The organism is Marinobacter shunpengi (assembly GCF_045449695.1).
Classification (GTDB): domain Bacteria; phylum Pseudomonadota; class Gammaproteobacteria; order Pseudomonadales; family Oleiphilaceae; genus Marinobacter.
This window is the reverse complement of record NZ_JBJJKZ010000022.1, coordinates 295,071-313,586: the sequence shown is the minus strand read 5'-3', so window position 1 is coordinate 313,586 and position 18,516 is coordinate 295,071. Positions and strand designations below refer to the sequence as shown.

Annotated in this window: 17 protein-coding genes; 8 read left to right on the top strand and 9 right to left on the bottom strand. The window is 63.4% G+C overall.

The genetic code is table 11. The annotated features are described in order from the left end of the window. Positions 1–109: 109 nt before the first annotated feature. Together ACJO2E_RS19945 and ACJO2E_RS19940 are read right to left on the bottom strand one after the other, a co-directional pair. On the bottom strand, positions 110–1,633 hold the full coding sequence (locus tag ACJO2E_RS19945) for a YifB family Mg chelatase-like AAA ATPase (RefSeq protein WP_406966156.1): 1,524 nt from the start codon (positions 1,631–1,633) through the stop codon (positions 110–112). 62 nt (positions 1,634–1,695) lie between these two features. Continuing rightward, positions 1,696–1,962 carry an accessory factor UbiK family protein gene (locus ACJO2E_RS19940; RefSeq protein WP_406966154.1) on the bottom strand — a complete coding sequence of 89 codons (267 nt, stop codon included), beginning with the start codon at positions 1,960–1,962 and terminating at the stop codon, positions 1,696–1,698. Positions 1,963–2,438: 476 nt separating this feature from the next. On the opposite strand from ACJO2E_RS19940, the gene glnK reads away from it, so the two are divergent. Continuing rightward, positions 2,439–2,777 (top strand): P-II family nitrogen regulator, encoded by a 339-nt coding sequence (glnK, locus tag ACJO2E_RS19935; RefSeq protein WP_004578958.1) that lies wholly within the window; start codon positions 2,439–2,441, stop codon positions 2,775–2,777. A gap of 73 nt (positions 2,778–2,850) precedes the next feature. Next, positions 2,851–4,119 carry an ammonium transporter AmtB gene (amtB, locus tag ACJO2E_RS19930; protein WP_406966153.1) on the top strand — a complete coding sequence of 423 codons (1,269 nt, stop codon included), beginning with the start codon at positions 2,851–2,853 and terminating at the stop codon, positions 4,117–4,119. Positions 4,120–4,227: 108 nt separating this feature from the next. Here amtB and speE read toward each other — a convergent pair whose 3' ends face one another. Further along, positions 4,228–5,109 carry a polyamine aminopropyltransferase gene (gene speE / locus ACJO2E_RS19925; RefSeq protein WP_406966152.1) on the bottom strand — a complete coding sequence of 294 codons (882 nt, stop codon included), beginning with the start codon at positions 5,107–5,109 and terminating at the stop codon, positions 4,228–4,230. A 219-nt stretch (positions 5,110–5,328) separates the two neighbouring features. Between speE and speA the strand changes: the two genes are divergently transcribed. The 4 genes from speA (at position 5,329) to tcdA (ending at position 9,553) form a co-directional block, all read left to right on the top strand. Continuing rightward, positions 5,329–7,230: a biosynthetic arginine decarboxylase gene (speA, locus tag ACJO2E_RS19920; RefSeq protein ID WP_406966151.1), complete on the top strand. Its 1,902-nt coding sequence runs from the start codon at positions 5,329–5,331 to the stop codon at positions 7,228–7,230. Between the two features lie 150 nt (positions 7,231–7,380). Continuing rightward, positions 7,381–7,980 carry a sigma-70 family RNA polymerase sigma factor gene (locus tag ACJO2E_RS19915; protein WP_406966194.1) on the top strand — a complete coding sequence of 200 codons (600 nt, stop codon included), beginning with the start codon at positions 7,381–7,383 and terminating at the stop codon, positions 7,978–7,980. After that, positions 7,977–8,612 carry a ChrR family anti-sigma-E factor gene (locus ACJO2E_RS19910; protein WP_406966150.1) on the top strand — a complete coding sequence of 212 codons (636 nt, stop codon included), beginning with the start codon at positions 7,977–7,979 and terminating at the stop codon, positions 8,610–8,612. Before ACJO2E_RS19915 ends, ACJO2E_RS19910 begins: the two co-directional genes overlap by 4 nt. 140 nt (positions 8,613–8,752) lie before the next feature. Beyond that, the gene (gene tcdA, locus ACJO2E_RS19905; RefSeq protein ID WP_406966149.1) at positions 8,753–9,553 is read left to right on the top strand and encodes a tRNA cyclic N6-threonylcarbamoyladenosine(37) synthase TcdA; all 801 of its coding nucleotides are present in this window, start codon (positions 8,753–8,755) and stop codon (positions 9,551–9,553) included. Between the two features lie 17 nt (positions 9,554–9,570). Here tcdA and ACJO2E_RS19900 read toward each other — a convergent pair whose 3' ends face one another. From ACJO2E_RS19900 to ACJO2E_RS19885, 4 genes are all read right to left on the bottom strand, one after another. Continuing rightward, positions 9,571–10,548 (bottom strand): NADP-dependent oxidoreductase, encoded by a 978-nt coding sequence (locus ACJO2E_RS19900; RefSeq protein ID WP_406966148.1) that lies wholly within the window; start codon positions 10,546–10,548, stop codon positions 9,571–9,573. 108 nt (positions 10,549–10,656) lie between these two features. Continuing rightward, the gene (locus ACJO2E_RS19895; protein ID WP_406966147.1) at positions 10,657–11,142 is read right to left on the bottom strand and encodes an acyl-CoA thioesterase; all 486 of its coding nucleotides are present in this window, start codon (positions 11,140–11,142) and stop codon (positions 10,657–10,659) included. Between the two features lie 20 nt (positions 11,143–11,162). Continuing rightward, positions 11,163–12,272, bottom strand: a complete 1,110-nt coding sequence (locus ACJO2E_RS19890) for an SMP-30/gluconolactonase/LRE family protein (protein ID WP_406966146.1) — start codon at positions 12,270–12,272, stop codon at positions 11,163–11,165. 36 nt (positions 12,273–12,308) lie between these two features. Next, a complete protein-coding gene (locus ACJO2E_RS19885; protein ID WP_406966145.1) occupies positions 12,309–13,100 on the bottom strand; it encodes an alpha/beta fold hydrolase in 792 nt (263 codons plus the stop codon). Between the two features lie 117 nt (positions 13,101–13,217). Between ACJO2E_RS19885 and cls the strand changes: the two genes are divergently transcribed. Next, on the top strand, positions 13,218–14,651 hold the full coding sequence (gene cls, locus ACJO2E_RS19880; protein WP_406966144.1) for a cardiolipin synthase: 1,434 nt from the start codon (positions 13,218–13,220) through the stop codon (positions 14,649–14,651). A gap of 26 nt (positions 14,652–14,677) precedes the next feature. Here cls and ACJO2E_RS19875 read toward each other — a convergent pair whose 3' ends face one another. Together ACJO2E_RS19875 and ACJO2E_RS19870 are read right to left on the bottom strand one after the other, a co-directional pair. After that, positions 14,678–16,918, bottom strand: a complete 2,241-nt coding sequence (locus ACJO2E_RS19875; protein ID WP_406966143.1) for a patatin-like phospholipase family protein — start codon at positions 16,916–16,918, stop codon at positions 14,678–14,680. 105 nt (positions 16,919–17,023) lie between these two features. Further along, positions 17,024–17,641 carry a hypothetical protein gene (locus ACJO2E_RS19870; RefSeq protein WP_406966142.1) on the bottom strand — a complete coding sequence of 206 codons (618 nt, stop codon included), beginning with the start codon at positions 17,639–17,641 and terminating at the stop codon, positions 17,024–17,026. 507 nt (positions 17,642–18,148) lie between these two features. Here ACJO2E_RS19870 and ACJO2E_RS19865 point away from each other — a divergent pair. Continuing rightward, entirely contained in the window at positions 18,149–18,514 is a 366-nt protein-coding gene (locus ACJO2E_RS19865; RefSeq protein ID WP_406966141.1) for a hypothetical protein, read from the top strand. The last annotated feature ends 2 nt before the right edge of the window (positions 18,515–18,516 follow it).

Sequence of the window (18,516 nt, the reverse complement as noted above, 5' to 3'; positions counted from 1 at the left end):
CTTGTGTCCTCAGGCCACGGTCTTGATAACTCTCGGGTACGATTCGATAGGCCTCACAGTTTACCAGAATCCCGTCACCAGTCAGAGGCAACCTCCGCCGGGACATGCCTCAGATCGCTGAAACCCCCTGTGCCGCCGGCTGGCGGTCCAGTTTGCGGTAGCCCAGGGCTTCCACCAGGTGGGGCTTCGCCAGCGCCTGGTCACCAGCCAGATCGGCGATGGTGCGGGCCACCCGCAGGATCCGATGGATGGCCCGGGCAGACAACCCCAGGCGTTCGATGGCCTGGCTCACCAGTTGCTCGCTGGCCGAGTCGAGGCGACAGGACTCATGGAGCGCCGCCCCCGAGAGGCCCGCGTTGAGGCGCTGCCGGGCAAGCTGGCGCTCGCGGGCCTGCATTACCCGTTGCCGCACCGTGGTACTACCCTCTCCCTCACCGTCCCGCCGCAACAACACGTCACCATCCTGCACGGGCACTTCCACATGCAGGTCGAAACGATCCAGCAGGGGACCGGACAGCTTGCGCCGGTAGCGGGACACCTCGTGGGGCGTACACTGGCACTCAATGGTGGGGTGGCCACGGTAGCCACAGGGGCAGGGGTTCATGGCAGCAATGGCCTGGAAGCGGGCCGGGAACAGCACCTGGCGGGCAGCCCGGGAAATCATGATTTCGCCGGATTCCATGGGTTCACGCAATACCTCCAGCACCTTGCGGTCGAACTCCGGCAGTTCGTCCAGGAAGAGCACCCCGCGATGGGCCAGGGAAATCTCGCCGGGCTGGGGACTGCTGCCGCCACCCACCAGGGCCACCGAGGAGGCGGTGTGGTGGGGCGCGCGATAGGGCGGCTGACGCCACTGCCCGGCCCGCACCGGCAGGCCGGCGATGGAATGGACGCTGGCCACCTCCAGGGCATCCCGGTCCGTCAGTGGCGGCAGGATACCCGGCAAGCGGCTTGCCAGCATACTCTTGCCGGTTCCCGGAGGGCCGAACAGGAGCAGGTTGTGGCCGCCGGCCGCGGCGATTTCCAGCGCCCGCCGGGGCACATGCTGGCCCCGCACATCCGCCAGGTCCGCCACCCCGCTGGCACTGTCCACCGCTTCCATTGGAGGCACGGGAGACAGGGTATCGGTACCCGCCAGGTGCTCACACACCCGCAACAGGTGGTCGGTGGCCAGCACATCATCGCCGCCGGCCAGGGACGCCTCGTCGGCATTATCGGAGGGCACCAGGATACGCCGGCCGGCGTCCCGGGCCGCCATGACCGCCGGCAGCACACCGCGCACCGGTCGCAGGGTGCCGTCCAGCGCCAGCTCTCCCAGGCATTCCAGGCCGGCCAACGGTTCCGGCGGCAACTGCTCCGAGGCCACCAGGATACCCAGGGCCACGGCCAGGTCGAAACGGCCGCCCTCCTTGGGGAGGTCCGCCGGGGCCAGGTTGATGGTGATACGTCGGGCAGGGAATTCGAAACCGGCGTTCAGTAGCGCGCTACGGACCCGGTCCTTGCTCTCACGGACCGCCGTTTCCGGCAATCCGACAATGGACAGGGACGGCAGCCCACCGGACAGGTGGACTTCAACGGTCACGGCCGGCGCGCTGACGCCCAGTCGTGCACGGGTATGGATGGTGGCAAGCATGAAGATCTTCCTTGATGTTATAGGCCCCGGCGGTACTGCCTGTGCCGCCTTTTATGGGGGATTCAGTCCTGTGCCGGGTTGGCGCTGTGTGTCTGCTCCAGTTCGGCAACCCGCTTCTCCAGTTGCTCCAGACGCTCGCGGGTGCGAAGCAGCACTGCCTGCTGGGCATCGAACTCCTCCCGTGTCACCAGTTCCAGCTTCGAAACAACGGACATGACCGCAGCGCGGGCATGGTTCTCAACATCGTCCCGGGCCGCCCGCGCCATGTCCGGAACGAACTGACCGAACTGTTGCTGGACCTGGCCCAGCAGATCGTTGGGAATCTTCACCGCATTCTCTCCGTTGTCTTCTGTGGGTTCCCGGTCACCAGCCTCGCACCACAACGGTGGGGCTGGAGGCCTTCTGTTCGCCGGGAGTGTAACACAGCCCGGTCCCTGCCATACTATTCAAAGGAAGTCCCCTGAAGCTGGCTGACACCCCGTCGTCGTCGGTGACGGTTTCAGTGGATAACCGCCCAAAGGGAATGGACGTTTATCAAACTGGGCGCACCTGTCTTGAGCAGTTGCACCAAATTGGTTCTCGCTCCATATCGCTGCGCTATAATGGCGCACACTTTGGAACCATTTTGGTTCACCAATATCGTAATACACTGTTTTTAAAATATTTTTTTGCGTTGGCACACACGATGCTTTGAGCCTTGCACGCAATCCGCACAATTGGTGTGCGAGGTAGCAGCATCCCGAACCCGGTCGATCCACGATGCAGTGGCCAGAAAACCGGGACGGCTAAATCCAAGGAGACAGCAATGAAACTTGTGACAGCGATCATCAAGCCTTTCAAGCTGGATGATGTCCGTGAGGCACTATCCGAGATTGGCGTTCAGGGCGTAACCGTAACCGAAGTGAAAGGTTTCGGCCGTCAGAAAGGGCACACCGAACTCTACCGTGGTGCCGAGTATGTGGTCGACTTCCTTCCCAAAGTGAAGGTGGAAGTGGCCATCGGTGACAACCTGCTGGACCAGGTCATCGAGTCCATCACCAAGGCGGCCAATACCGGCAAGATCGGTGACGGCAAGATCTTCGTGACCGAGCTGGAACAGGCCATCCGTATCCGGACGGGCGAGACCGGCGAAGAAGCCGTCTGATCCCGGGCGCTTAAGCAGTCAGGCCAACGCAAAAAATCCAACATCCTGTTAAGCCTCGTGCGGAGGGCTTCCAATGGAAAACAGTGTATTTCATTTACAGTACGCGATAGACACCTTTTATTTCCTGGTGTGCGGCGCATTAGTCATGTGGATGGCAGCAGGCTTTGCCATGCTGGAATCCGGTCTGGTTCGCGCCAAGAACACCACCGAAATCCTCACCAAGAACGTGGCCCTGTTCGCAGTGGCCTGTACCATGTACATGATCTGCGGTTACGCCATCATGTACGATGGCAGCATCTTCCTCAGCGGCATGGGCAGCGTTGACGTCGGCGGCGTGATGGGCGAATTCGCCGAGCGCGGTGACTTCGAAGGCGGCTCCATCTACTCCGGTGCGTCCGACTTCTTCTTCCAGGTCGTGTTCGTGGCCACCGCCATGTCCATCGTCTCCGGTGCCGTGGCCGAGCGCATGAAGCTCTGGGCCTTCCTGATCTTCGCCGTGGTCATGACCGGCGTTATCTACCCGCTGGAAGGCTCCTGGACCTGGGGCAGTGCCGATGTGTTCGGCATGTACAACCTGGGTGACCTGGGCTTCTCCGACTTTGCCGGCTCCGGCATCGTGCACATGGCCGGTGCGGCCGCCGCCCTTGCTGGCGTGATCCTGCTGGGTGCCCGTAAGGGCAAGTACGGCCCCAACGGCGAGATCCGCGCCTTCCCGGGTGCCAACATGCCGCTGGCCGCCCTGGGTACCTTCATCCTGTGGCTGGGCTGGTTCGGCTTCAACGGCGGTTCCGTGCTGAAGCTGGGTGACGTGGCCAGTGCCCACTCCGTGGCCATGGTGTTCCTGAACACCAATGCCGCTGCCGCCGGTGGCGCCATCGCCGCCCTGATCACCGCCCGCGTGATGTTCGGCAAGGCCGACCTGACCATGCTGCTCAACGGCGCCATCGCCGGCCTGGTGGTAATCACCGCCGAGCCGTCCACGCCAAGCGCACTGGTCGCCACCATCTGGGGTGTACTGGGTGGTATCCTGGTGGTACTGAGCATCGTCACCCTGGACAAGCTGCGCATCGACGATCCCGTCGGCGCCATCTCCGCCCACGGTGTGTGTGGCCTGCTGGGTCTGCTGCTGGTGCCGGTCACCAACGACGGTGCTTCCTTCAGCGGCCAGGTTATCGGTGCCATCACCATCTTCGTCTGGGTCTTCGTGGCCAGCCTGGTGGTCTGGGGTATCCTCAAGGCCGTCATGGGTATCCGCGTCACCGAAGAGGAAGAGTACGAAGGTGTCGACCTGTCCGAGTGCGGCATGGAAGCTTATCCGGAGTTCGTTTCCGGAAAGCAGTAAGATCGCACGATCGGCCGGATCCCCTCTCCGGGGATCCAACCAGAAAGGGCAGCCCTCGGGCTGCCCTTTTCTGTCTGCGGCCTTGTCCGCTGATGCTGACCGCCGGAATCAGCCCTCGGCAGGCCTGACCGGATCTTCCAGGGCTTCCAGCATGAACTGGGGCATGGCCAGGGCACCGCGATGGACACCCTCGTTGTAATAGCGGGTCACGAACGGACGGTCAGCAGCGTCTTCCTCCCGGAAATAGCTGGTATGCACATCCTTGCCCCCCATGGTGCAGCTCCACCAGCCGGTGGGGTACACCGGTTGCGGAAACGGCAGGGTCTGGACGTGGTCGAACCCGGCCTTTTTCATGTCCTGGTGAATGTCACGGATGATGCTGTCGGTATGCAGCAGAGGTGATTCGCTCTGTTGCACGACGATGCCTCCGTCCCTCAGGGCGATCATGCAGTCCCGGTAGAAATCCAGGGCAAACAGGCCCTCCGCCGGTCCCACCGGGTCGGTGCTGTCGACAATGATCACATCCACGCTGCCCGGCGGCTGGTCGCGCATCCACTGGATGCCGTCGCCGAAGAAGAAGTTGGCCCGTGGATCGCGGTTCGACTCACACAGCTCCGGAAAATACTTCTCGGACATCTGTGTCACACGCTCATCGATTTCCACCTGCCAGGCTTCCTCCACACCGGGATGCTTGAGCACTTCCTTCAGGGTGCCACAATCGCCACCGCCGATAATCACCACCTTCTTCGGGTTCCGGTGGGTGAAGAGCGCAGGATGGGTCATCATCTCGTGGTAGAGAAAATTGTCACGGCTGGTGAGCATCACACAGCCATCCAGCACCATCAGGTTGCCGAAGGTTTCGGTCTCCCAGATCTCCAGCTTCTGGTAGGGAGTCTGCTCCTCATGGAGCTTGCGCTTCACCTGCAGGGAAAACGCGGTTCCCTGGTCCTGGAAGACTTCGGTAAACCAGTTGTTATCGAGTGTACTCATCCCATACCTCCAATTGTTACGGCTCCGGATGCCTGTTGCCTGGCCTGTTAACCGACGGCTCCGGCTGTCATGCCGCCATTGTATGGGCAGTTGCCGGCAGGCCAAAGCACTGGCTTGAGAAACCTGTGCCGATTGGCCATTGTGCGCTGGTCCAGCACGGGCCAGACGCCTACAATGGGCTCGCCGGACGCCGGCACCGGACGACTTATGGAGTTCAGTATGGCCACCAAAACCACCGCCAGCCAGGTCTACAACATTCCCCACTGGAGCGACGGCTACATCGACGTCAGTACCGACGGCGAAGTGCTGATCCAGCCCCACCGCCAGGCCCGGGGTGCACGCATCCGACTGCCGGAACTGGTCAGCCGGATCACCGCTGGCGGCATTGCGCTGCCGGTACTGATCCGCTTCACCGATATCCTCCACGACCGGGTAAACAGCCTGTGTCAGGCCTTCAACGAGGTGGCCACGGAACATGGCTACGGCGGCCGCTATACCGCCGTCTACCCTATCAAGGTAAACCAGCAGCGGGGCGTGGTGGAGGAACTGCTGCGGGCAGAACCCGCGGCCAGCAACGGCCAGATCGGCCTGGAAGCGGGCAGCAAGCCGGAACTGATGGCGGTACTGGCCCTGTCGTCACCGGGGGCGGTCATCGTCTGCAATGGCTACAAGGACCGGGAATACGTACGCACGGCCCTGATCGGCCAGAAGCTGGGCAACCGGGTGTTTATCGTGGTGGAGAAACCCTCGGAGCTGAAGCTGATCCTTGAGGAATCCAAGCGCCTGCGGGTCAGACCGCTGATCGGCGTCCGCGCCCGGCTGGCCACCATCGGCAAGGGCAACTGGCAGAACACCGGCGGCGAGAAGTCCAAGTTCGGCCTGTCCGCCGGGCAGGTGCTGGACGTGGTAGAAAGGCTGCGAGCCGCCAATGCCCTCGACACCCTGCAACTGCTGCACTTCCACCTGGGCTCGCAGATCGCCAACATCCGCGATATCCAGACCGGCCTGCGGGAATGTGCACGCTTCTACAGCGAACTGCGACAACTCGGTGCTCCGGTGGACACCGTGGATATCGGTGGTGGCCTGGGGGTGGACTACGAAGGCACCCGCTCCCGTAGCAGTTGTTCCATGAATTACAGCATGCGGGAATACGCCTGGAACGTGATCCACACCCTGCAGGGGGAGTGCGACCGGGCCGGTGTGCCCCACCCGGACCTGATCAGCGAATCCGGCCGGGCCCTCACCGCCCACCACGCGGTGCTGGTCACCAACGTGATCGACCGGGACCAGCCGGAATCCCGGACGCCAACGCCCCCCGCCGACGATGCCCCCGCCCCCCTGCTTGACCTGTGGCGGGACTACCGGCACCTGGTGGACGACGACAGTCCCCGTTCCCGGATCGAGATCTACCACGATCTGCTCCATGCCATGGGCGATGTCCATGCCCAGTTTGCCCACGGCGTACTGTCCCTGGCCCACCGGGCCGAGGCAGAGCGCATCTACACCTCCGGCTGCCGGCTGCTCCAGCAGCAGTTGGACGGTGCCAATCGGGCCCATCGGGAGATCCTGGATGAACTCAACGAGAAGCTGGCGGAGAAGCTGTTCGTGAACTTTTCCCTGTTCCAGTCGCTGCCAGACATCTGGGGCATTGACCAGATCTTCCCGGTATTGCCCATCAGTGGGCTGGACCGGGCCGTTACCCGTCGCGCGGTGATCCAGGACATCACCTGTGATTCCGATGGGCGCATCGATCGCTACGTGGATGGTCAGGGGGTGGAAGCCACGTTGCCGCTGCCGGAACAGGACGACAACCAGCCACTGCTGATCGGTTTCTTCATGACCGGGGCCTACCAGGAGATCCTGGGTGACATGCACAACCTGTTCGGCGACACCCATTCGGTGGATGTGCGCCTGGACGGGAACGACCGGTACGACATCAGCCAGCCCACCGAGGGCGACACCGTGGCGGATATCCTGCGTTATGTGAACTTCGACCCCCAGGCCCTGCTGGCAGCCTACCGGGCCCGCTTCGCCGCCAGCGGCCTGGCGCCGGATGACCAGGCTCCCCTGCTGGCAGAGCTGGAAGCGGGCCTGGGGGGCTACACCTACCTGGAGGAATAAGGCCGCGCAGGCCACCCCTGGAAGAATTCCGCCGACATCATGATCCGGTCCCGGCGCCCGGGCGTATATCCCGCGACTGACAATCGCTGGACGAGTGCTACAATCATGATGAAAAACACCTCAGCCCAGGCTGCTGTCAAGGAGCGCCCGGTGACCACACTGGACCAGAAACCTTCCCGGGCAGAGCGTCGCCGGGATCCCTGGAGCCAGCTGCTCGAGAAGGTCGGCAAGCACGGGGACCGTCAGGCATATCACGCCCTGTTCGAGCACTTTGCCCCCCAGATCAAGTACTACGCCATGGCCAATGGTCTGTCGAGCCATGCCGAGGAACTGGTGCAGGAAGTATTTGTGTCCATCTGGCGCCGGTCCTGCCTGTACGACTGGCGCAAGGCGGCGGCGTCCACCTGGATCTTCACCATCGCCCGGAACCAGCGTATCGACATGCTTCGCAAGATGCGGCGCACCAGCGTGGAAATGCCCGTGGAAACCGAGGATCTGTGGCAGATTCCCGGCGACAATGAGGACGAACCGGTCACCTCGCTTCATCGCCTGATGTCCGAGCGTCGGGTCCGGGAATCGCTCCGGCACCTGCCCGAGGAGCAGATCACCGTCATCGCCAAGGTCTACATGGAGCACAAGTCCCACCAGATGGTGGCCGATGAACTGGATATCCCCCTGGGCACCGTCAAGAGTCGCGTCAGACTGGCGCTGAACAAGCTCAAGGTAATTCTGCAGGACCAGAACGTATGACCCACCACCACCCCGACAGCCTGATGTTGATGGAATACAGCGCAGGCAACCTGAGTGAGCCCCATGCCCTGTGCATCCGGCTTCACCTGGACCAGTGCCCCCACTGCCGAAGCCGCGTGGATGCCCTGGACAGCCTCGGGGCAGTGATGATGGAGCAGCAGTCCCACGTGGCGGTTGCCGAGTCCACCTTCGATAGCATCATGGCCCGCATCGACGGCGAGCCCGAGCCCCGACCGGTATCCCGCACCCCCCGCCGCTCCGCGCTGAGCAAGCTGCTGGGCGACGACCTGAACAGCCTGCCCTGGAAACGACAGCTCCGGGACGTGAGCGTGCTCGACATTACCGACCGCTTCCCGGGCCAGGATGACCAGGTGATCCTGCAAAAGCTGTGTGCCGGCGGCAAGGCCCCGGTCCACACCCATCGCGGCGAGGAAACTACGGTGGTACTCCAGGGCGCCTTTGCCGACAATCGGGGCGTGTTCAGCCAGTGGGATTTCGTGGTGCTGGGGCAGGAAGACGAGCACAAGCCCGTGGCCCTGGAAGGGGATGACTGCATTACCCTGTCGGTACTGACCGCTCCCCTCAAGCTGACAGGCACCTTCGGTCGCCTGCTGAACCCCTTTATTCGCTAGTGTGCCGTGCGGCACACTGGGCTGCCAGACTGGCCCTGACACCCCGGGGCCAGCCCTCCTCCGTGAAATCCCCGGTAGTTCAGGTCGTCTCATGCTGTAGAATACGCGTTTTTAAGCAACGGTTGAGCCGGCATTTTTCCATGAGCAGTGACGACTACAGCTTCCGTTTCGGCGGCATCCAGCGCCTCTACGGCCAACGGGCTAGCGAGGCCCTGCGGCGGGCCCATATCGCCGTGGCCGGGCTTGGTGGCGTTGGTTCCTGGGCCGCCGAGGCCCTGGCCCGCAGTGGCATCGGCACCATCACGCTGATCGATATGGACGATGTCTGCGTGTCCAACACCAACCGCCAGCTCCATGCCCTGGAAGGCCAGTATGGTCGCACCAAGACCGACGCCATGGCCGATCGCCTGCGGGCCATCAACCCCCAGGCGGATATCCGCGTTCACTTCGGGTTTGTCACCACCGGCAACGTTGACGAACTGATCACCCCTGACATGGACGGGGTGGTGGATGCCATCGACAGCGTCAAGTCGAAGGCGGCGCTGATTGCCCACTGCCAGCGCCGGAAGATTCCCCTGGTGGTGGCTGGCGGGGCCGGTGGCCAGATTGACCCGACGCAGATTCAGGTGGCCGACCTCAGCCGTACCACCCAGGACCCGCTACTGGCCAAGATCCGCAACCTGTTACGGCGGGAGTATGGTTTCTCCCGTAACCCCAAACGGCGGTTCGGGGTGGAGGCGGTCTATTCCACGGAGCAGTTGATCTACCCCACGGCGGATGGCGGTGTCTGCCACCAGAAGCCGGATACCGGCGGACCGGTGCGGCTGGACTGCGCCACAGGGTTCGGAGCCTCGTCGCCGGTGACCGCTAGCTTCGGGTTCATTGCCGCGTCGCGCCTGATCAACCGCATTGCCCGCAAGGCCAGCGCCGCCAACGGCTAATCCGGGACAGCGGCGACTCAGTCTTCCCGAAGGTCCAGCACCAGCTTGCCGCGAACGTGGCCGCCTTCCAGCAGCCGGTGGGCCGCCGCTGCATCCGACAGCGGGAACACACCGTCCACATGGACTCTGACGTCACCGTCCTCGATCAGCTCCAGGATTTCCTCAAGCTGGAACACATCGGGCCGTACGGTCATGCCGTGGGCCTTCAGGCCCATCCGCTCCGCCTCACTGACGATCTCGTCCGCGGTTACCGTGGGGATGGTGACCAGCACGCCGTGCTCGCTGAGGGTATGCAGGGAACGCTTGCCGGTGTCGCCGCCCACCAGGTCCAGCACCAAGTCCAGGCCGTAGCACTCATCCGCGAAATCCTCCTGGTGGTAGTCGATCACCTCGTGCACGCCCAGACCGGCCAGAAAGTCCCGGTTGTCCGCGGACGCCGTGGCAATAACATGGGCACCACGTTCCAGGGCAAACTGGACCGCCAGGTGGCCGACCCCGCCGGCGCCGGCGTGGATCAGCACCTTCTGGCCGGGTTCCAGCTCGCCCACATCGAACAGTGCCTGCCAGGCCGTCAGGCCCGCCAGGGGGAGCCCGGCGGCCGGAAGCAGCTCCAGTTCCTCCGGCACAATGGCCAGGTCCGCCGACGGAACCACCAGGAACTGGGCGCAGGCTCCGCCGCTGGTGGGGAATCCGACCATCCCCATGACCCGGTCGCCGGGCACCAGGGTGGCCACTTTCTCCCCCACCGCGATCACCTCACCGGCCATGTCGTAGCCCGGAGTCCAGGGCAACCGGTTTTCGATCTGGCGGGCGGCGAAACCCAGGCCCCGACGGGTCTTCCAGTCGATGGGGTTGAGGCCGGCGGCCGCCACCCTTACCAGTACATCCTCCGGCCCGGGTTCCGGCACCGGGGCGTCCTCCACCGTCAGCACATCGGGTTCACCAAACTGGTGGTAAACCAGGTGTTTCATGGTCGTGACTGCTCGTGGATCCATGACTGCCTCCCAACCGGTAACCCGGAGCAAAATAACTGCCCGGCCAGGACCGGGGCTCGAGCCTCCCTTTGCGGACGGCCCTGACACTTCAGGTTAGCAGAAACCCATTCAACCAGCGTCCCCTGCAAAGGTATAACCCCCGTCCACCCGGATACGCTGGAATATCTCGGCGTATTCCGGCGGCACCCGCGACGGCCGCTGCGATGCCATGTTCACACAGGCATGGGTGGACACCGCCCGCACCAGGGTCTTGCCGTCCGCCGGGCGGATCAGCTGGAACTGCCGGGCCGAGCGGATGCGGCCATCGAAATCCGTGAACCAGGTGCCCAGCACCAGATGGTCACCGGCATTGGCGGACGCCAGGTAGTCGATCTCGGTACGGGTGATGGCCATGGCCTTGCCAGTCTGCTCATGCAGGGCCCAGGTCATGCCCTCGCTGTCGATGTGCGCCCAGCTGATATCCTCCAGCCAGCGCACATACACCACGTTGTTGGCGTGGCCAAGGCGGTCGGTATCATCATCGCTGACATGGATGTCCAGGGTGAAGGGGTTGGGCAGGTCCCAGGCCAGGTCGGCCCCCTTGTCGTCTTTCATGGATCGGTTGCTCCTTCAGTTCAGTCGTTGGCTGCGGACGGTTCGGCTTCTTCCAGGCCCGGCACGGCGGACAGGGGCAACCGACCGAGACGGTTGCTGTACAGGCTGCCGAAGAACAGCTCATGGTCATGCACCCGGGCGGAGGTAAGACCCCAGAGGTAATCCCCGCGGGTATCCTGCAGGCTGGTGATCACCTCGCCGTTTCCATCCAGGGCCAGCACCAGGCCGTACCGGCCGGGGCCCGGGCGCAGGGATTCGGGAAGGCGGGCCACCACATCCTTCAGCCAGGGCTGGTGATGCAGGAGATCCAGCGTCGCCCGCCGGCGTGCGGGCAGGGCCACCCAGTAGCGGCCCCGGCCATCCACATCCAGGTTATCGGGAAACCCCGGCAGGTTGTCGGCAAAGACCTCCGCTTGGCCCTGCTCCGGCCCGGTCAGCCAATAACGCAGTAATCGGTAGCGGGGCGTTTCCGCCACCAGCAGGTAATCGTTGTCGGGGGAGACGACCACTCCATTGGCAAAATAGAGGTTGCGCAACAATACCCGGGTCTGCCCGGTCCGCGGATGGTAGGAGAGCAAACGGCCATTGGGCCGCATGGCCAGCAGGTCAAGCTGGTGGTTGGCCAGGGAGTGCCTTGAGCTGGCATCGGTGAAGTAGATCACCCCGTCTGCCGCCACGTCCACACCGTCGGTCAGGCGGAACGGCAGGCCCTCCGCCTCCCGGGTCAACACCCGCACCTGGCCGGAGGGAGACACCTCCAGCAGCCCCCGCCGGGCGTCCGCCACGATCAGGTTGCCCTGCTTGTCGAAGACCAGCCCCAGCGGACGGCCACCGGTGTCCACCCAGCGTTCCGGCTCGCCGCTGCCGCCATCCGCCATCCGCATGATCCAGCCATCACTGGTTCCGGTGTAGAGCCGGCCCTGCGCGTCCATGGCGGTATCCTCGGGATTTTCCAGGTGTCCCCTGGCCAGGATATCCGACAGCTTCAGACGCTCATTGGGGGACAGCGCCCCCGTCATGGCCGGGGCCGAAGGCGGCTGCCAGCCCTGGCTCTCAATGGGTGACGGACTCAGCAGGAAACCGCCAAGGACGACAAAAGTGATCAGCAACAGTATCAGCAGCCATTTCATGGAACGGTTCCTGTACCGGTGAACATGGCGATGCAGTCAGGCTGTCAGGAAATCCCGGCACCGGCGGGCGAACTCATCCGGCTTCTCCGCATGCAGCCAGTGACCGGTGCCCTCGATCTCCTCAACGCGGGCGGTCGGAAACAGGGTATCGATGCGCTCCCGGTGCTTGCGCTGGATATAGGCCGACTCCGCCCCCTTGATAAACAGCACCGGTCCCTCGAACGGGCCTTCCCCCTCCGGGGCATCCGCCAGGTTCTGGTAGCAGGCGTCGATGACCGGCAGATTCAGGCGCCAGCGGAACGTGTCCGGGTTATCGGCTTTCTCTTCCGCAGAGACCCGCACCAGATTCTTCAGCAGGAACATGCGGACTTCCGGAACCTCCACGTACTCCTGCAATGCCTGGTCGGCGTCGCTCCGGGACTTGACCGAGGACAGGTCAAGATTCTTCATGCCCTCCAGGATGGCATCGTGACGGGGATGGTAAGTGACCGGGGCAATGTCGGCTACAATCAGGCGCTTCACCCGCTCCGGGTACGTCAGGGCCACCTGCATGGCGGTCTTGCCGCCCATGGAGTGCCCCAGCAGGCAGGCCCTGTCGATACCCTGCTCATCCAGATAGGCCACTACGTCCTCCGCCATGGCCGGGTAATCCATGGTGTCGGTATGGGCTGAACGGCCATGGTTACGCAGGTCCAGCCCGTGCACCTGCCATCCGTCCTGGAGTCTCTGGTTGACGCCCCCCAGGTTCTCCAGGGAACCGAACAGCCCGTGGAGCAATACCAGTGGCTCGCCTTCGCCGGTGATCCGATGGTGTAGCCTGACGCTCATTGATACCTCTTTCTGCTTCTGGAAGACGCCTGCGTGACTTTCTGCCGGGCAGGCTCACAGTTTGCTCAGTCTCACAATTTGCTATTGTTGCAGGGTCTGTTTGCAAGAGTACAGTACATGCTGGATTTTTCACTGCTGGCCATTGTGGTTACAGCGCTCTACGGCGTGGCCCTGATCTGTGTCTACCGCACGCTTCTCAGCTACCGGACCGCCCAGGGCGCCATCGCGTGGATCATCAGCCTGATCGGCATGCCCTGGATTGCCGTTCCCCTGTACCTGCTGTTCGGCCGCAACCGTTTCTCGGGCTACGTGCGGGCCAGACGGCTGAACGACCGTACCCTGGAGCCCCTGCTCACCCGCTACGAGCAGCAGGCCGAGGGGGTGCCCTACCCGGTGGACTATCCCGGCAACGCGGATGAACTGGGCGTGTTGTGCAAGCTTGGCAGACAACCGTTTACCGGTGGCAATTACTGCACCCTGCTGCGCAATGGCTCCGCCACCTTCGAGGCACTGTTTGATGCCATGGAGAACGCTACGGAATACATCCTGCTGGAGTTCTACATTGTCCGTTCCGACCGCGTGGGGGAACGCATCCTCAGCATCCTCCGGCGCAAGCTGGCCCAGGGCGTCCGGGTCTACTTCCTTTACGACGACATCGGCAGCCTGTCCCTGCCCGGCCGCTACCTCAACGCCCTGAAGAGCGCCGGGGCCCACGTGATCTCCTTCGGCAACGGCAATGTGCGCCGGCGTCGGTTGCAGATCAATTTCCGCAACCACCGCAAAATCCTGGTTTGCGACGGTCGGGTGGGTTTCGTGGGCGGCATCAACCTGGGTGACGAGTACCTGGGCAAGGACCATCACCAGGAAACCTGGCGGGATACCCACTGCCGCATCATGGGCCCGGCGGTGCTGGGTCTGCAACTGGCCTGGCTGGAGGACTGGAACTGGGCCGCCGAGGAGAACCCGACGCTGAGCTGGCAGCCTCACCGGGCCAGCGATAGTGATCAGCAGGTGCTGGTGCTGCCCAGCAGTCCGGCAGACCTGTGGGAAACCTGCACCCTGTTCTTCCTCAACTGCATCAACAACGCCCGGGAACGGATCTGGATTGCCTCGCCCTACTTCGTGCCGGATTTCCAGGTGATGAATGCCCTGCAACTGGCGGCCATGCGCGGCGTGGACGTGCGCATCCTGATCCCCGAGAAGTCCGATCACATCCTGATCGGCCTGGCCGCCTACTCCTACCTGGTAAGCGCCAACGAGTGCGGCATCCGCATCTGCCAGTACCTGCCAGGCTTCATGCACCAGAAGGTGGTGCTGGTGGACAATCGCTACGCGGCAGTGGGAACGGCGAACCTGGACAACCGGTCCATGCGACTGAACTTCGAGATTACGGCCCTGTCCACCGCACCCGATTTCGTGGCCGAGGTGGAAGCCATGCTGGAGGCGGACCTGGCAAACAGCCGGGTGCTGCAACGGGCCGACTATGAGGACCGCTCCCTGCTGTTCCGGCTGGCCTGCCGGTCAGTGCGGCTGATGGCGCCCCTGCTGTAGCGGGGCCGGGGCCCGACGGACCGTGATCAGTCAAACAACTGCTGCAGCGAATACCCCACGTTCAGGTAGATGCCCCAGCGGTCATCGTTGTTGTAAGCCAGGGCCGCCTGGATCGGACCGATCACCGTGTCCATGCCGGCCAGTATGGTGCCGGAGGTAAGCAGGTCGTCCCGCTCGGCGTCACCAATATCCTCCCAGGCGTTGCCAGCCTCGACACCCGCCCCGAGGAAGAAGGGCACGATGGGACCGCCGAACTTGTGGTACGCCACCGCCGAGCCAATGACCGCATCCTGGCCAGTCACCTCACCCTGGCCATAGGCCGACAGGCGACGGAAGCCGCCCAGCACCACACTGTTCTCGATACCTGCCTCACCCCGGGTCACAACACTGGCAAAGAACTCCCCCGACACGACCCAGTCACCACGGCTACCGGCACTGGCCAGTCTCAGTACCGCCTGATCAAAATCACGGTCCGCCCCCAGGCCCGGACGCTCGAAACGACCCCGGAGTCCAGCGAAGGAGCCACTTTCCGGCAGGAAGGGGTCGTCCAGGGAGTCGTACACGTAACGCAGGTTCCAGCTCCCCTGGTCAATACGGTCGCCGGTGGCCTGGCTGTCGCCGACACGATCATCCACCCGGGCATAGCCCCGCTCCACGGTGAAGCGTATTTCCGCGTTGCTACCCAGATCGGCCCCCAGAGCCAGATCCACCTGCCGGCTGGACACATCCACCTCCGCCTTCCGGTCACCGTCCTGGTCGAACACACTGTATCGATCCTTCTCATACTCGGCGCCCGCCACCAGGAACCGGTGATAGCCGTAGTCCAGCGGCTGGAACCATTCCGTCCTCACCCAGGGCTGGGTACCCAGTTGCAGGCCGGTCTGCCATTCCCCGCCAAGGCGGTTAAGCTCGGTCATGCGCAGGGAGGCCGCCACATTGAACCGGGTATCACTCTCGAAATTTTCCTCATAGCCCAGACCGAAACTCAGGTAGTTCGGCCCCCAGCTCTTCTCCCGCACCAGGATTTCCAGCACGGTGCCCTCATCCCCCGGGCTGAGGCTGTAACTGACGGTTTCGTAATAGCCCAGGCCATAGATCCACTTCAGATCTTCCTCAAGCTTCTGCTGGTCCAGGGGCTCTCCGGTTTTCTGACGAATCCGGTCGCGCAGGAAACGGTCGGACAGTCTGCTGTCCTGACGGATCACCACCTGGCTGATCACCCCCGGCTGGAAACTGCGCTCGGTGCGCAGGGCGGCCTCATTACGCCAGCGTTCCTCGCCTACCGACAATCTGTTGAGGGCTGAAGACTGGTCACGGGCGGCAGTTGCCCCCAGTTCCATCAACAGGGGCACCTGGAAGAAATCCGCCGACCCCAGACCGGTCAGGTCAGGGCTGATCAGCACATCATCCGGGGTCAGGGAGGCCAGTTGCTCTTCCACGCTGCGGCGGGTCATGAGGGTGGTCAATTGCCTGACCACGGAAAAGGCCTGGTTCAGGGACGGCCCCTCCCCCGGTTTGTCCGAGATGTCCACCACGATCACCACCTCAGCCCCCATTTCCCGGGCCACGCTGACGGGCAGGTTGTTGGCTACACCACCGTCAACCAGCAGGCGGCCATCATGGCGGACCGGGGCATAGACGCCGGGAATGCTCATGCTGGCGCGAATGGCCTCGGCCAGGCTGCCGTCGGACAGCACCACCTCCTCACCGGTCTCCAGATCGGTGGCGACAGCACGAAACGGAATGGGAAGCTGGTCGAAGCTCCGCACCAGTGCGGCATCCTCGGTCAGTTCATTGAGGATGAAACCCAGATTCTGACCGGAAATCAGGCCTCGCCCCACCCGGAACCCGTCCAGCCCCACTCCCAGCCCGGGACGGATGGGAAAGCGCCAGTTGTCCTCCTTGCGACGCACCGGTTCGTACCGGCGCCCCGGGTTATCCCGGAAGCTGGACACCCAGTCCATCTCCAGCAACCGATCCTCGATTTCCGTCACCGTCATGCCCTGGGCATAGAGGGCACCCACGGCCGCCCCGGCGCTGGTGCCCACCACCATATCCACCGGCACCCGGATTTCCTCCAGCACCCGCAATACCCCGACATGGGCAAGGCCCTTGGCCCCGCCACCACTGAGCACCAGCCCCACCAACGGCCTGTCCTTATCCTGCGGCGTGGTGGGCAAGGCAGCCTCCTGGGCGACCACGGGGACAACAGCGGAGATGGCCAGCATGGCAAGGCCGGCGAACAACAGACGGACGAGGTGGGGCACAATGTCACTCCCTGATAATGGTCCTGTTCCGGGACAACCTGGGGGTCTGCGCGGTAGCAATCTTACCGCTGCGATCGCCTGGCGAGATTTCTACCGCGCAGACTCCTAGTCGGCGGAGTCCCTATCGTCCGGATCCTCGGCCAGCGACAGATGGCTGACATCCGGTACCACCGGTGGCGGGATTTCCCGCTTGACGCCCAGGTCCGTCCCGGCCGGGGCAATACTCCACTCATCCAGGTGCTCGAACATCGGTTCCGGGTCGTGCCGCTCCTCGCTGAGACGGGTGCCGGCGGGCTCCAGGCCAAGGCTGGAGCCTGACAGGAGGGTATCCACCCGGTCGCCCGCCACCGGCAGACGATCACCGGGTTCCACCTGTGGCCCCGGGCCAGACGCGGCGGGTTCACCGGAGGCGGTTTCAGCGGGCTTTGCCGAAGGCTCGCCCGCGCTCACCCTCTCTGGGGCAGGCGATGGTGACGGCGGTGGACTGACCGGTTTGCTGTCCGCCATGGGCTCCACATAGGCAACCATACCGTGTCGGGCCAGCACGGTGCGGTATTTCTCGGCCTGATCCTCTTCCAGCCGGTTGCGGATCACCACCGGGCGTCCGCTGAACATGCGGTCCACCTGCTCAACGGACGCCTTGAACAGTGCACGCGCATTGTTGCGGGCGGTTTCGACGTCGGTGCCGGGCTGGCACTCGCCCCGGAAAATCAACTGAAACATGTCCTGATCCTTACGGTTGCCCTTTGTCCGCCCGTACACCATGACGGATGCGGTTTCTTGATGTAGTTTAGGGAGCCTCTGAATAACTCCTTGCCTGCTCAGCGTGACCTGAAAGGTTCAGCTGTTGTGTTTTGTCGCGACGGTCAGGGTGGTTCCCTTTCCTAGCGGCAAAGCGCAGCAGATGGGCCTTTCAGGTCGCGCCCTCCGGGGCTTTCAGGCTGGCCCACACTCGTCGTTGCAATTTCTCGATGGGTGGACACACACCTTCGAAATCACGCCTAGATTGTGGGCCAGCCTGAAAGCCTGAGCAAGCAAGGAGTTATTCAGAGGCTCCCTGGCGCCCCGGGCCCGGAATTGGCACGTATCGCATGGTCCAACCGGGACACTGGACGGCGCATTTGTGAAAAGTTGAAAAATGCGGCCTGTTTTGCCGATGCTTCCATACTTTTTCTGCGATAATTTTCGTAACAGAATGTAACAGGGAAGACTCCCTGCAGGAGATCCGGAATGGCTCACCATTCACTAAGCTATGCCGCAGGCCTGCTGATCGGCCTGACGCCACTGGCGGCCACGGCAGAGAATATCGACATGCTGATGAACCGGCTGTTTCCGCAGGATGAACTCACCTACATTGGTTTTGACAGTGTCGAGCGGGCCGATATTCCGGAGGCCTCCAACGTCGATCGCAAGTACCTGATCGTGGATTTCCGCAGCCGCCAGGATGCCAACCGCGAGACCCAGGTAGCCCGGGTCCACGAAATCTGCACCACCCTGCTGGGCAACCTGGACCTGATCCAGGACCTCACCCACCAGGGGTACGACATGGTGAGCGTGGCGTTCGACCGCGACTATCAGTACGACTGCCTGCCCTGACG

Bases quoted from the DNA above. Each gene is read 5' to 3' on its own strand.
- ACJO2E_RS19945 (WP_406966156.1), bottom strand. From the start codon at position 1,633: ATGCTTGCCACCATCCATACCCGTGCACGACTGGGCGTCAGCGCGCCG.
- glnK (WP_004578958.1), top strand. From the start codon at position 2,439: ATGAAACTTGTGACAGCGATCATCAAGCCTTTCAAGCTGGATGATGTC.
- amtB (WP_406966153.1), top strand. From the start codon at position 2,851: ATGGAAAACAGTGTATTTCATTTACAGTACGCGATAGACACCTTTTAT.
- speE (WP_406966152.1), bottom strand. From the start codon at position 5,109: ATGAGTACACTCGATAACAACTGGTTTACCGAAGTCTTCCAGGACCAG.
- speA (WP_406966151.1), top strand. From the start codon at position 5,329: ATGGCCACCAAAACCACCGCCAGCCAGGTCTACAACATTCCCCACTGG.
- ACJO2E_RS19910 (WP_406966150.1), top strand. From the start codon at position 7,977: ATGACCCACCACCACCCCGACAGCCTGATGTTGATGGAATACAGCGCA.
- tcdA (WP_406966149.1), top strand. From the start codon at position 8,753: ATGAGCAGTGACGACTACAGCTTCCGTTTCGGCGGCATCCAGCGCCTC.
- ACJO2E_RS19900 (WP_406966148.1), bottom strand. From the start codon at position 10,548: ATGGATCCACGAGCAGTCACGACCATGAAACACCTGGTTTACCACCAG.
- ACJO2E_RS19895 (WP_406966147.1), bottom strand. From the start codon at position 11,142: ATGAAAGACGACAAGGGGGCCGACCTGGCCTGGGACCTGCCCAACCCC.
- ACJO2E_RS19890 (WP_406966146.1), bottom strand. From the start codon at position 12,272: ATGAAATGGCTGCTGATACTGTTGCTGATCACTTTTGTCGTCCTTGGC.
- ACJO2E_RS19885 (WP_406966145.1), bottom strand. From the start codon at position 13,100: ATGAGCGTCAGGCTACACCATCGGATCACCGGCGAAGGCGAGCCACTG.
- cls (WP_406966144.1), top strand. From the start codon at position 13,218: ATGCTGGATTTTTCACTGCTGGCCATTGTGGTTACAGCGCTCTACGGC.
- ACJO2E_RS19870 (WP_406966142.1), bottom strand. From the start codon at position 17,641: ATGTTTCAGTTGATTTTCCGGGGCGAGTGCCAGCCCGGCACCGACGTC.
- ACJO2E_RS19865 (WP_406966141.1), top strand. From the start codon at position 18,149: ATGGCTCACCATTCACTAAGCTATGCCGCAGGCCTGCTGATCGGCCTG.